This is a genomic window from Paenibacillus sp. J22P169, assembly GCF_059691995.1.
Genome location: NZ_JCAUAO010000003.1, coordinates 77,685 through 91,659, shown reverse-complemented (window position 1 = coordinate 91,659; position 13,975 = coordinate 77,685). Strand labels below are relative to the sequence as shown.

11 protein-coding genes are annotated in these 13,975 nt (G+C 45.2%); 3 read left to right on the top strand and 8 right to left on the bottom strand.

From position 1 onward, the window contains the following. The first annotated feature begins 8 nt into the window (after positions 1 to 8). From AC58QG_RS18280 to AC58QG_RS18270, 3 genes are read left to right on the top strand one after another with little or no spacing between them, the layout of a single operon-like run. The gene (locus tag AC58QG_RS18280; protein ID WP_497363558.1) at positions 9 to 1,352 is read left to right on the top strand and encodes a spore germination protein; all 1,344 of its coding nucleotides are present in this window, start codon (positions 9 to 11) and stop codon (positions 1,350 to 1,352) included. Positions 1,353 to 1,355: 3 nt separating this feature from the next. Beyond that, the gene (locus AC58QG_RS18275; protein ID WP_497363557.1) at positions 1,356 to 2,465 is read left to right on the top strand and encodes a hypothetical protein; all 1,110 of its coding nucleotides are present in this window, start codon (positions 1,356 to 1,358) and stop codon (positions 2,463 to 2,465) included. After that, positions 2,462 to 3,541, top strand: coding sequence for a Ger(x)C family spore germination protein (locus AC58QG_RS18270; RefSeq protein WP_497363556.1), 1,080 nt, complete (start codon positions 2,462 to 2,464; stop codon positions 3,539 to 3,541). Before AC58QG_RS18275 ends, AC58QG_RS18270 begins: the two co-directional genes overlap by 4 nt. 110 nt (positions 3,542 to 3,651) lie before the next feature. On the opposite strand, the gene AC58QG_RS18265 is transcribed toward AC58QG_RS18270, so the two are convergent. The 8 genes from AC58QG_RS18265 to AC58QG_RS18230 all read right to left on the bottom strand — a co-directional run bounded on the left by AC58QG_RS18265 (position 3,652) and on the right by AC58QG_RS18230 (position 13,968). Continuing rightward, positions 3,652 to 4,359, bottom strand: coding sequence for a FadR/GntR family transcriptional regulator (locus AC58QG_RS18265; RefSeq protein ID WP_497363555.1), 708 nt, complete (start codon positions 4,357 to 4,359; stop codon positions 3,652 to 3,654). 13 nt (positions 4,360 to 4,372) lie between these two features. After that, positions 4,373 to 5,113 carry a LutC/YkgG family protein gene (locus tag AC58QG_RS18260; RefSeq protein WP_497363554.1) on the bottom strand — a complete coding sequence of 247 codons (741 nt, stop codon included), beginning with the start codon at positions 5,111 to 5,113 and terminating at the stop codon, positions 4,373 to 4,375. Then, entirely contained in the window at positions 5,106 to 6,623 is a 1,518-nt protein-coding gene (locus AC58QG_RS18255) for a LutB/LldF family L-lactate oxidation iron-sulfur protein (RefSeq protein WP_497363553.1), read from the bottom strand. Before AC58QG_RS18255 ends, AC58QG_RS18260 begins: the two co-directional genes overlap by 8 nt. Then, a complete protein-coding gene (locus AC58QG_RS18250) occupies positions 6,620 to 7,348 on the bottom strand; it encodes a (Fe-S)-binding protein (protein WP_497363552.1) in 729 nt (242 codons plus the stop codon). The genes AC58QG_RS18255 and AC58QG_RS18250 overlap by 4 nt, the downstream gene beginning before the upstream one ends. Before the next feature lie 172 nt (positions 7,349 to 7,520). After that, positions 7,521 to 9,152 (bottom strand): extracellular solute-binding protein, encoded by a 1,632-nt coding sequence (locus AC58QG_RS18245; RefSeq protein ID WP_497363551.1) that lies wholly within the window; start codon positions 9,150 to 9,152, stop codon positions 7,521 to 7,523. Between the two features lie 75 nt (positions 9,153 to 9,227). Further along, positions 9,228 to 10,094, bottom strand: a complete 867-nt coding sequence (locus tag AC58QG_RS18240; RefSeq protein WP_497363550.1) for a carbohydrate ABC transporter permease — start codon at positions 10,092 to 10,094, stop codon at positions 9,228 to 9,230. A 20-nt stretch (positions 10,095 to 10,114) separates the two neighbouring features. Next, the gene (locus AC58QG_RS18235) at positions 10,115 to 11,074 is read right to left on the bottom strand and encodes an ABC transporter permease (protein ID WP_497363549.1); all 960 of its coding nucleotides are present in this window, start codon (positions 11,072 to 11,074) and stop codon (positions 10,115 to 10,117) included. A 155-nt stretch (positions 11,075 to 11,229) separates the two neighbouring features. Then, positions 11,230 to 13,968 carry a sensor histidine kinase gene (locus AC58QG_RS18230; RefSeq protein ID WP_497363548.1) on the bottom strand — a complete coding sequence of 913 codons (2,739 nt, stop codon included), beginning with the start codon at positions 13,966 to 13,968 and terminating at the stop codon, positions 11,230 to 11,232. Positions 13,969 to 13,975 lie beyond the last annotated feature (7 nt).

Here is a 13,975-nt window from a genome sequence, read left to right as displayed (position 1 = left end):
GAATTGGCATGATCGAGCGCATCCGTGCTGAGTTGAACAATCCAGCTGACCTATTCTATGACACCCTAGACAATGGCTATATGCAAATGGAAGTGATCTACTTCCCATCTCTTTGTGATCTGGCTTTAATCAAAAATGGATTAACGGTTCCTTACTCTTACTGCTTTAATCCAGAAGAATTCGATCGCATGATTCATGCGAACCCTGCTTTTAGCAAAGACAATCAGCCCGATCACTGGACTCGGTTGTTGCTGAAAGGCACAGTCCTCTTTCAAATCGAAGATCAGGTCTACCGCTATGACGTGCAGCGAAAGTTCCAGGACAAGCCCGATACCGTTCAGGTGGAGGTTGCCATTCAGGGGCCTCAGAGTGCGCTGACCGAAGATTTGGATTTAAATATTAGCCTCGTTCGGATGCGTTATAATGCGCCTTCCCTTTGCGTAGAAACACATACGATTGGAGAAATTTCGAACACGCGAGTTACCGTTCTATATGACAAAAATCTGGTCAATGAAGATGTACTTGGACTATTAAACGAGCGGATCTCCACCATTCAAATCAAAATTCTCCAAGCTACCGGCCAGCTCATGCAGTCGCTATCGGGACGGAGACATCGGTTTTTCCCCATCATCCTCCAAACGGAGAGGCCAGACCGTATCGCAGCCACGCTCGAACGAGGGAAAATTGCCCTTCTACAGGATGGAAGCCGCTTCGGGCTTGTTCTTCCTGTACGGCTCTTTGATTTCCTGCATGCGATGGATGATGACTATGAATCCTATTGGATGAGCAAATGTCTCGTCCTGCTTCGCTATTTCGCCATGTTTTTAACGATTACACTACCCGCTCTTTATATTGCGATTGTCTCTTATAATCCTGAGGTGCTCCGCGTCCAATTGACACTTTCGATCGCAGGAAGCCGTGTCGTCGTCCCTTATCCGTCCTTTGTCGAAGTCTTCATCATGTTATTCATGATTGAAGCCTTGAACGAGGCTAGTCTCCGGCTGCCGCGCTATGTGGGATCGACCGCTACAACAGTTGGCGGCCTCATCTTGGGGCAGGCCATCCAACAAGCAGGATTAGTTAGCAGCATTATGATTATTGTGACCTCTGTTGTCGCGATTTCTAATTTCGTAATTCCTAACAACGGCTTCGGGTACTCGGTCCGCTTCGTTAAATACATCTTTGTAATAGCTTCCATTTTCTTTGGGCTGCTTGGTGTCGTCGTTCTTGGCTTCATCTTAATTTCCTATTGGTGTAGTCTTAGAAGCTTTGGTCAACCTTATTTGGCTTTTTATATCCCCAAACTTGAGGCGAAAGCACACCACTACAACCTTAGAAAGGGGTCAAAGTAAGTCATGTCGCGCTATACCTACTATCATGTGCTCTATGTCGGCATGATTAATATCATGATGTTTGTCCCCTCTTTGCTGATCCGAGACCGGTTCAATGGTGCTGTATCAGGCATGCTTATCGCGATGGTTATTGGCTCCATCCTCTCGCTTGGCACCATGGCTTGCTTTGAGCGATTTCCAGGGCTCGGCTTTCCAGAGATATGCGACCGGTATACCCCCCGTTGGTTTACCCGAGCCAACATCTTATTTGCTGCGCTGGTCCTTTGGTTACCAGCTGGAACTATCGTGATTTATGCTTATTCAGAAACGGTCCGTATGTTCTTTTACCCCGACATCAACCCCTATCTGAATCTGTTTCTCATGGAAACCGCGGCCGTATGGGCATGCACTCGGTCCACACGTACTGTCCAATTCATTCATGAAATCGTGGTCATTCTTAGTTCTCCCATGCTTATTTTGTTTATCATGAAAGCTATTTTCAATGAAAACATTAACTGGGATGCCATTCGTTATGTCGCAGGCTATGTGAATAAACCTCCTTCTTTCACAACGGTCGCTGCCGCTACCTTCTTATTCTCAGGCTATCTCAGCCTCCTCATTTTCAATCGGTTGTATACGGTGGGTTTTAAATTTAATTTTCGATGGATCGTGCCGGTATTCGGCATTTTATTTTTAACGATTACGTTTTTTGTACCGATTGGCTTTCACGGTACTGTTGGCGTTGAAGATTACGTGTACTTATGGAGTATGACTGCTGATTCCATGGTGACGGAATACGGGTTTATTAACCGTGTCTTGTTCGTCTTTCTGCTCCTCTTCACAGGGTTATCACTTTTGTTCGTCATGAATACATGGCACACGACGATCATGTTGTTCCGCTACTTAATCAATGGCTCAATCGAAGTTGAAGAAGACCCTGTTCCTTGGATGAACGTATGGCTCGGACTGGGCATTGGCTTACTTGCCATCCTTTTCATGCGATTTATCAATCTGGAGCGAAATCAGTATCTCTCCGAAGGCTGGTTAGTACTACGGTTTCTCCTAGAAATCTATTTCCTCTTCCTGATGCTTTATTTCGTTAGGAGGCAAAAAAAGGAACAAGTCCCTCTATGAAACAATTGCTCATATGTCTATCCGTTATCCTCATCTGTACTTCCCTTGGTGGATGCAGCTTTAAGGATATTGACAAGCGCTTCTTTGTCGTCGCCATGGGTGTCGATTGGACAGGTAAGGAGGATAAACCTTATCTCGTCACTTTGCGGCTCGCCATCCCCGCTTCTAAGGTCGGAGAGGGGATGGCAGAAAGCCAGATCGAATATCAAGAAGCCAAGAGTATTGCGGAAGCTGTTAGAAATCTCAAAGCACATGTGGATAAAGAGCTTGACTTCGGACATTGCCGGATGTTCTTATTCGGGGCTACCTTAGCGAAGAGATCCCTCGAAGAGCCATTGAATTGGCTTACTCGAAGACGCGACATTCAATTGATTTCTTATACAGCCATTGCCGAACCTAATGCGCGCAAGCTGCTTGAGGCGAACCCAACAACCGAGAGACTTGCGGGAAACTCCTTTTTTCTCACCTTCGGTAAAGAGGGAACAGTTTCTCCTTACACGGTAACTGAGCTTTTGTTTGACACCTTCCGGCGTTTCAAAGAAAAAGGGATGGATCCCTATTTTCCGATCATAAGCTTTGATGGTGATTCATACGTCGTTGAGCATCTTGCTTTGCTTAATAAAACCAATCAGTGTATCGTCCTCAATCCGCATGAGACGCAGCTCTATAATATGAGTGCAAATGAGTTCAGCAAGTCAGGGATCGCTACTACCTTTAATGGGAAGCCGCTCGCCTTCTATATTGCCAGAGTCTCCCGTCATATCTCGGTTTCCAAAACGGATATTCCCGTCGTCAAGCTGAAACTCAATCTTACAGGCATGGTTGAACAAGGCACTTTGGGTTTGGATATACACAAGGTACAGCCGCAGCTTGAACAGCATGTCAACCAAACCGTAGAGGCTCTCCTCTACAAAATCAGAGATGCCAAGGTTGACCCTTATGGCTTTGGGCTTCATTATTTGGGCCAGCATTTTGGCAAAGAGAAGGATTGGGAATATTGGCAGTCCATATATCCAGAGGTTAAATTCGAGGTGGAGACGCACGTTAAAATTGAGAGCACGGGGTTGGTGCATTGAAACAATTCGGCTATTTCGGACTAATGGGTGCCGTGTGAGTAGTCAATCCTTATAGGAAAGAAGAGGCCTTCCACTCTGCTGCTCGCTTTGTGGGAAGCCCCTTTGGGTATTCATATATATTTGATCAAAATGCTCTCGACATGCTCCAGATGCTCACGCATCGCCTCAGATGCCAGCACCGGATCTCCGCTGAGGATCGCTTCATAAATCACTTTATGCTCCTTCAACAGCTGAACAGCCACTTCCTGATTCGCATAGAGTTCCGCGCGGCGGATATCGCGAATCATCATTTCCATCGCATTACGGATCGAGTCGCACGTCTGCACCATAATCGCATTGTGTGTCGCTTGCACCAGCAACTCATGGAAGGCAAGATCCGTTCGTTCACCTTCGGCATCGTCGCCTACGGAGCGCTCCATGTCTTGCATGATGCGCTGGAGCTGCGCCAAGTCCTCAGCCGTTCGCTTCCGAGCAGCAATGGCTGCGATCGAAATCTCTAGAGATTGTCTCACTTCCATGAGCTCCAACAGCGTCGTTCGATTCATGCGAAGAGACGTCCACTCCGGCAGGGAAACTTCGGAAGGAGCCTGTCGAATGACACGACACGCACCGCCTTGCCGAATCTCGATGAGACCCATCGCCTTCAAGGCGCTAAGTGCTTCCCTCATTGTGGAACGCCCGACGCCGAAGCGCTCTGACAGCTCCTTCGTAGAAGGAAGCTTATCCCCCATTTTCAAGTGTCCCTGCACAATCATCTCTTTGATCTGCTGGGCGATCTCATCATAGTGATTCTGTTTCTGCACCTTCGTAACTTCCATTTGAGTACCTCTTCTATCCGATAAGTAGCACGTGCACAATCCCAGGACCATGAACACCAATCGTCAAATCGTTCTCAATATCCGCCGAACGGCTTGGGCCCGAAATGAAGTGAATGCCGGCAGGCAGGTCTTTCCTTGCTATCTGATCGAGTGGGGCGAGTATTTCGCCTAGTCTCGTTTTCAATCGTTCAATTGGCAGCAGGACGATCAATGCTGTGGGAAGCAGGCTGACCGATCTGCCCTTTTCTTTCGATGATAACACAGTTAGAGAGCCTGTGTAAGCCGCCGCATGATCCGCAAGGACAATCCCCAGATCAGCATTCGCTGCGCTAGCTTTCCAATTGGTATCCTCATCGGTGTTCCAGATCGAGAGATCTACGTCTGGAAGAGCTTCGCCTAGCTCCAATGCATGCAGCTCCGCTTGATCCTGATGAATAACACGTTTAACACTTAACGTGTTGACGAGCTCTTTGATGGTTGCCTTCGCCGCTTCCATCGAAGGTACTCTGACGACATGCCCACCTGCGGCATGGAAGTTCGCCGTAAAATTCTCGATGCGTTCTTCTGGGGACCAGTTGAACGCTTTCCAACTATCAGAAGCGCCTTGGAACGGATGTGCTGGCTTCTCGGTTACCCTTGGACGCCCCAGCTTCTGGGCGATGCCTTGGATGAAACGCTCTTGCTCAGCTAACGATTGTTGATCCAGCTTCGATAACTTCTCTTGCCATTCTGGCGTAATATCTCGTTTACCCATGGTGGTGTCCTCCCTTTTTGCCTCGTGCTGCCAAGGCAGCTGCCATCCTTGCTTGGATCGCAGGATCGGATTCCGTAAGCCCATGGCGAATTTCTTGCTCGAGTGTTTTCCACCCATCTCGGAAAGATGCCTTCGGCAGACTTGGCGTTACGCGGTAGGAGTTCCACCCTTTGAGTGGCCCGACCTTCAGACGAATGCCGCCGTCGCGAACGATTAGCTTTTGGCCGATTCTGCCCAGCTTGAGGACAGCGTTGAACCGCTTGGCACTCCCCATCACCGCCGCAAAGCCCTTCATCCCCGCGGCCTCGACCTTGTCGCCGTGGCCCGCTTCTACCTTGCGTCTGCGCAGTGATACGAGCATGTCGTGCAGCGGAATCTTCACTGGGCAGGCTTCATAGCAAGCCCCGCACAAACTTGAAGCGTTGGCGATGTCGTCCCATTCCGCCACGTTTTTCTTGAGCGCTGGCGTGAGCACCGCGCCGATCGGGCCGCTGTACGTGCCGCCGTAGGCATGCCCGCCGATATGGCGGTACACCGGGCAAGCGTTCAGACAGGCGCCGCAGCGGATGCAGTTGAGCAGCTCTTGGAACTCAGGGTCTCCAAGCTGCTGCGAGCGCCCGTTGTCTACGATGATGATATGCATCTCTTCCGGACCATCCGCATCTGCATCTCTTCTCGGACCTGTGATGCCGGACATGTACACGGTCAGCTTTTGCCCTGTTGCTGAACGTGGAAGCAAGGTCGCCATGACCTCAAGATCCGCCCACGTTGGGATAATGCGCTCCATTCCCATGAGCGTGATTTGCGTCTTGGGCACCGTTGTGACCATGCGGGCGTTGCCTTCATTTTCGAACAAGACCATCGATCCGCTCTCCGCAATGGCAAAATTGCAGCCCGTCATCCCGATATCCGCTTCTAGAAATTTCTCTCTGAGCTTCTTGCGAACATAGCCAGCCAGAATCGTCGTATCCGGGGCCAAAGTCTCCCCAGCATCCTTCGATAACAGCTCGGCAATTTGATATCTATTTTTGTGAATCGCTGGAATGATGATATGGGATGGTGTTTCATCCGCTAGCTGAATGATGTACTCACCCAGATCCGTCTCAATCGCTTCAACACCAATCGAGGCAAGTGCCTTGTTCAAATGCAGCTCCTCGGTTACCATCGACTTGGATTTCACGACCGACTTGGCTTGTTTGGCTGCTGCGATTTCCAGGGAAATTTTAACCGCTTCAACATCCGTATCGGCAAAGTGCACATGGACCCCATTCGCTCGCGCATTGTTCGCAAACGTCGTTAAGTAATAATCCAGATGCGCGATCGTATGCAGACGGATCTGTCTGCCGCGTTCACGCCAATCGTCCCAGTTCCCGTGATCGGCTGCTGCCTTCAACTTGCCGCCGCGCAGCCGCTCCGTCGTAAACTTCACGGCTTTGCGCAGAAACTCATCATTTAACGCGATATCTGCCCGTTCCTTAACCGTTGATGACTTCCCTTCAGTATGACTCATGCGCGCTTCACCCCTTCGTATAGCAGCTCAGCTAGATGCATAACTCTCACCGGCTCGTTTCGATAACGCAGATTCCCCGCAATATTCATCAGGCAGGCTAAATCCAATCCTACAAGCACTTCTGCCTCGGTTTCCTTCACGTGGTCTACTTTCTCTTGCACCATCGCACCCGAAATATCAGCCATTTTCACCGAAAAGGTGCCACCAAACCCACAGCAATCTTCAGCAAAAGGCAGTGGAACCAGCTCCAAATCTTTTACGCTTTGTAAAAGCGCCAGCGGCTCTGACTTGACGCCAAGCAGCCTGCTTCCGTGACAGGACGGATGATACGTCACTTTATGTGGAAATACAGCGCCTAAGTCCGTGATATTAAGGACACTCACGAGGAACTGTGTAAATTCGTACGTTTTGTTCTGAAGCTCGTTGGCTTTCTCCAACCACTCCGGCTCATCCTTAAATAAATTCGCATAGTGATGGATCATATATGTGCAAGAGCCCGAAGGAGAAATCACAAAATCACTATCCTCAAATGCGGTAAGAATCGTCTTGGCCGTTGCTCTCGCTTCATCCCAGTAGCCGCTGTTATAAGCAGGCTGACCGCAGCAGGTTTGCACCGTTGGCAATTCTAGTAGAACACCGTAATGTCCGAGCAGACGCGCAATCGCTTCGCCCACCTTGGGATATAGTGCATCACTTAAACACGTAATAAATAAGGAAACCTTCATAAGAAGCCCCACTTTCTTTCGTTAACTTATCAGGTTGTCAGACATGTTGAGTTTACCATAAAAACCCTCGTCTTGAGAAGGGGTATATGACGGCATGTTGAAATAAACTTAGCGCAGGCAAAAAGACCAACTGCCACTAACGGCAAATTGGTCCTCTGACTTTAAATTTCATTTATTTTTTCTTATTGAATTCCTGTCCCGCTGTGATAACCTCTTGACCGCCTGCGGCCAGCCACTTCTTCTGAAGTTCATCCCATGCAGCGTCAAAGTTATCACCCATGATCGCCTTCAGCCAGCCTTCTCCGAAGGTTGATCTTAGTTTGGTTTGATCTCCAAGTATTTTATCATCAAAAACGTTCATTAAAGGTGGAGCCATGGCATATTTAGCGTTGGTAGCGAACCAATCTGGGAATTTACCTTCTGCCATTTCGTTCGTAATCCACGGCACTAAGTTCTTAAACGCCTCGTCATAGTTATAATTTTTTTCCTTGATTGGAATGTATGCATATTCAAAATAGTTCATCGCGCCCCATGCCAATGGATACAGATAGCCATTCTTTTTGGTATCCCAGTCTTTATCCGCTTCAGCCTTATTAATGGTATACACTCTGCGGCCATTTTCTTCTTTCATATCTGTATAATGGATTCCCTTAATTCCGAACTCCGTTAGCTCTCGGCCTTCCTGAGTTAGGGTATATTCGATAAGCTCCATAACCTTTTCTGGGTTTTTGGACGTTTTCGGAATGACATTCCCTCTCCAGAAACCGCCGGAATGCCCTAAGTTAGCAGGTACGCCATCCGTGCCTTTAAGCGGTGGAAGATAAGCAATTTTAGCATTCGGATTAACGGCCTTCGCTTTTTCTAAGAATAAGTCCGGCTTCGTGGTAGCCGCCATACCGTATTTGCCTGCTCCAAAATCATCCGATTCAGGTCCTTGGGCACCATCCGGTTTTAAGCTGAGCCAATCCTTATTAATAAGTTCTTCTTTTAATAGTTTTCTATAGAAAGCAGCGGCATCTTTGGCTTGTGAGGAAACTTCAAATCTGGTAATGCTTCCGTCTTTCTGCGTCACCCAGTTGTCTGTTCGGCCTGCTACTGCAAACGTTTTTGAAATAAGCTGTCCAAGTTGGGTAATCGAAGGATCCGCCATACCGCTTGCTCTTGTATAAACACCGTAAGTATCATTTTTACCATTCTTATCCGGATCTTTTTCCTTAAAAGCTTTGGCAACGTTATAGAATTCGTCGAGCGTTGTAGGCATACTTAATCCTAGGTTCTCCAGCCAATCGGTACGAATAATCCAGCCCCATTGCATAGGTGCAAGTCCTAACGGCTTGAAGTAAGACTTCCCGTCAATCTTAAAACCTTTATATACGTCCGAATTAACAATCGCATTGATGTTTGGATACTTGCCGCTTTTCAAATAATCATCATAAGGCACAATCAAACCGTTCTTCGCCCATTCGTTTAACGTCTTCCCAGGATCAACTGTAGCTAGGTCGAAATTTTCTCCCGAAGCCATCATGAGGTTAAGTTTATTTGCAAACTGATCACTTGGAATGCTGACAATTTCAATCTTCGTATTCGTTCTTTTTTGCAGTTCCAGAAGGATGCGATCCTTTTGTGGGTCCTGCTCATTAGCAGCTCGCACCCAACGGATTGGCACGGGCTCACTCGCTTTTTGCTCTTTGGCTTGGCTGCTGGCTGTTGCTGCTGGCTGCTCTTGTTGTGAGCATCCGCTTAATACGGTAGCTGCAAGCAGCACTGACATAGACAAAGGCATCATCATTTTCATCTTTTTCATCCTTTACCTCTCCCTTTTTAACTTCTTCATGTTATCATGTCTTATTTATGTCATCCACCAAATGGTGGATTGCCATTATTCCTTTACTGCACCCATCATGATACCTTTGGTGAAATATTTCTGTATAAGTGGATAAACGATAAGGACAGGAATCATCCCCACGACAATGCAAGCCATTTTAAACTGCTCCATATTAGATCCCGAAGTCATGACACCCACCTCAGCCGTAACCATATCCTGAATAATCATCTGTCTCAACAACACCTGCAGCGGAAACATATCATTGGAGTTAATAAATAATGTCGCTAAGAAGTAATCGTTCCATAAGGCTACCCCGTAAAATAAACTAATCGCAGCAAATACAGGCATGGATATTGGAATAATGATTTTGAACAATATTTGGATGTCATTGTATCCATCAATTTTGGCGGCTTCTTCTAGACTTGGCGGGATACTGGCAAAATAGTTTTTCATAATAATCAAATTGTAAGTTGAGATCGCTGTAGGTAAAACCAACGCCCAAATGGTATCGATAAGGTGTAGATTTTTAACTAGGACATAGAATGGCACCAATCCACCACTGAAAAACATGGTAAACACGATTAATCGAAAGATCATAGCTCTGCCTGGAAGATCCCTCTTGGATAAGGCATAAGCGCCACAACTGGTGAGGATCATGCTGATGGTTGTTCCAAGCGCCGTTATTTCGACGGATCGGAATAAGGCTTTTACAATACCTCCAATGCTGCCCAAAGCTCGCTTATACTCGGTAAGACTGAAGCTCTTAGGAATGAGATGGTAAGGGTCTGTTAAATAGACTTCCTGCGTGGAAAACGAGATAATCAATATCCTCCACAATGGCAGTATGACGATAAGGGCTGATAGACCGAGCATGAGATAGATGATCATATCAGTCACTGAAAACCTTTTTAGTACGTACATGAGTTAAACTCCTCTCGGTGTTAATAGACGCCCTCTTGACCAAATGCTTTGACAATCCGGTTAGAAACAATAAGTAATACGGCACATATGACAGACTTCAGTATCCCCGCTGCTGCTGCAAAACTAAATTTGTTATCGCCCAAAGCGGTCCTGAAAATGTAGGTATCCAGAATATCGCCAGTTTCGTAAACCATCGGATTGTAGAAGTTATATACTTGATCAAAGCCCCAAGTCAGAACCTTACCGATAATTAAGATAAACATAATGAGAATGACATTACGTATGCCTGGAATTGTTACATGCCACATCAGGGACCATCTTCCGGCACCATCCATAACACCCGCTTCATAGTGCTCCGTATTAATGCTTGCCATAGCCGCAACATAGATGACAGTGGCGAAACCCGCCTCTTTCCAAATATCAGTTAAAATCAAGATCGGCCTAAATGCATTTGGATTTGTCAGCAGATCCGTAGCTCCGTCTTTAAAAATGGCTGCAAGCATTCCCGTCTCTGGACTGAAAAAAGTGATAAATATGGAAGCAACGATAACCCACGAAATAAAATGCGGTAAATAGATAATCGTTTGAACCGCCTTACGGAATTTATGATGCCTGACTTCGTTCAGAAGCAAGGCAATCACGATTGGAATAGGAAATGCTGTGAGAATCCGGTATATCGCAATGATGACGGTATTCCAAAATGCCCTCCAGAAATCTTCCTCGCCGAACAGTTCTTTGAAATGCTTTAATCCAACAAAGGGGCTGTGAAAAAATCCTTTGCTCATGGTATAGTCCTGAAAGGCCATCGTAATGCCATACATAGGAACATAGCAGAAGATCAGATACCAGATGAGCAGAGGGATTAACATCAGATACATATATTTATATTTGAGTATAAGCTTCACATTTTTCTTGTAACTGCGCTCCTTTGTTTCTTTCTTCCTATACAGGTTGGAGGTCTTAATTACGTCAGTATCCATGTCTCTTCTCCTTAGCGGTTTCGTATTGGACATCCAGTAGTGGTGCTCCTTGCTCTAATTATAAAGCGTTTACAAGTGTGCTGAGTATGACTCAAACATAACATTTGCTCCGTTTTTTTAACCTCTTTCTGCAATAAAAAAAGCAGCAAAGCTACTTATAATACGTAGCCTTGCTGCGCGATGAGCGGGAAATACATGTTGACTGTCGTACCTTTTCCTAACGTACTCTCTACCTCAATCCCGTATTCTTCTCCAAAGTATAACTTGATGCGTTCATGCACATTGGTGATCCCGATGCTCTCTCCTTTCGTTTTCCCTTCCAGTGTCGCCTTGATTTCCATCAACTTGGCCTCTGTGATCCCTACACCGTCGTCACGCACAGTGATCTGCAGCCTTTCCTCCATTCTGCGAACCTCAATAACGATGGTGCCTCCATGTTCCGTTACCTCCAGACCATGATAAATGGCATTTTCCACGATGGGCTGCAGCGTCAGCTTCAGCACTGGAATTTCCAGCATATCGTCACTCACATCATAAAGAAGCTTAATTTTATCTCCAAACCGCATTTGCAGAATATCTACATAGGTTTTCACATGATCGATTTCCTCACTTAACTTCACCACTTTTTCTCCCCGGGTAATACTGGTCTTAAACAAGGCGATAAGCAGCTTGATCATCTTCTCTGTTCGCGGATCCTTAGCAAAAGCCATATATTGCGCTGTTTTTAAGGTATTGTACAGAAAATGCGGATTGATTTGCGATTGCAGCAGATTTAATTCATACTCCTTGGCTTTAAGCTCCGCGTCTTTTACCATCACATCGGATATAAATTTTTCCTCAATTAAATGATTAATACGCTCCAGCATCTCATTAAAGCTATTGCCTAATTCATAGATTTCGTCCACAGATGTACTCTTAAAACGGGCTTGGAGGTTTCCTCTTTTCACATTCCTAACTGTCTTAAGCAAGGATGATATGTTCATTAACAAGATCGAAGAGAATCCAAAGGAGAAGCCAATGGTGATGACGATAAGTCCCAAGAGAACGACTATACTGTATATAAGGATATTTTCATTCTCGTTAAAGTTCTTTAATAGAAAGACTACACTCCACCCATTTTCCTCAAAAAACTTAGAAATCATGAGAAAATTATTACCATCTTCCCGAAAGGATACCCTTTCATCGCGTTCAAAGGAAGGTTGATGGTTCTTTAGCACATCGAATAAGCTAATCTTCTGACTTCGACCGATATCACTGAAAATATCTTTACCTGAATGATCGACAAGGTACAAATCCAAATAGCTATACTTCGTAAACACATTCAGCATCTTCTCAATATCTTCCCCATTAAAATCAACCAAAATAAACCCTAACAGCTTACCAGCCTCTATACCGTCTGCAACACCTCTAATTTGCATACCGATACGTATACCTTTCTTATTAAAAGGGGAATCCGTATAGCTTCGCCATAACAACGTGCTGAAATGATCCCGTACGTAATCTAAATCTGATTTGGCATCGGGACGCATCATGAAGGGTCTACCGTACGTAGAGGAATAAACTAAACGTTCATTAACGTTGTAAATGGTTATATTCGATATGCCTTTATCAAATAAATTTCTGGATAGAATAATATTATTCATGGCATCCCGAATCTCTTGGTCCACGTCATTCGACGTGCTCATGTCCAGAAGCTTTTGGACCTTATCATTGAAAGAGGACGTTTCAATCGTCATTCTCCGATAGTTATTATAAACAAAATCCATTTGTTGATAGAGGATCTGAGCACTATATTCAAAGACAGAACCAACCTTGTTTTCCACCGTGTTCTTAGCCGATATGTAAGAGCTGCCTGTTATTAATACAACTGGAATCGTTACGATCATGGCGTTCAACAATAGCAGTGTCAATTTGAAGCTAATTCGCCGCTTAGACAAGGCCATTGGTTTATTTTCAAGGTTGTTGTGATTGAGTGAGCTTATTTGCTGCTCCATATGTTTAATGGGCTTAACAATTCTTTTGCTTGTAATAACGAGTACAAGGATCGATACCATCAGGCAAATTAACCCTACCCGAATATTCGTATACAGATTGTTTGCTATAGATTGTTGAAGCTTATCGAAGGTAAACGTATTGGTAATCGTCCAACCTTGAAAGTTGAGCGGGTTTTTAAATGAATATTGTTGATCCGTTAATTCACCTGCATGTTGAACGTTGGAAACCTCTGCAGAATTCCCCGTATGATCCGTAATAAAAATCCCATTCCCTGCGAACTGCATCTCCTCAATAAGCTTGGTACTCAACACGACAACCATATGCGCCTTGATTTCATTGGTATACGGTTCAAATACAGGACTTATGATCGCTAATCTTTCGTAGTTCCCTTCTGTATAACGATCAAGGAAAAACTGACTTTCCTCGTTTTGTATCGAAGGTTTCTTTAATGTGTTATAAAACGCTGCAGAACCGTACTTGTCATAGTCTTTTCCTACTGAATTATTAGCCTTAATAAAAATATTTCTATTGTAATCAACAACAAGTACGGAATCGACTTTATCATTCGTTAAAATAAGATTTTTTAGGAATTCCTCATAGTCCTTTTGTGCTTTGATAAGTTCATAAGCATCTGATTCATCAGAACTGATAATCCGGTCGAAATACTCATTTTTCATTGATAAGCTCACTGTATTGGCGATTTCAGCCAAATACGTATTCGCTTTTTCTACCGCTGCGCCTGTCGCGATTTCATTGACACGTTCAAACTGAAACAAAATAAATCGATTCGTGACCACATTGCAAGTGAGGGTAGTTAATGCGATTGAAATCACTGAAAAGATAATACCGGTTAAAATAATTTTCTTTTCCAGTGACTTTTTAAAGTTAAATAGTCTCATATCGACT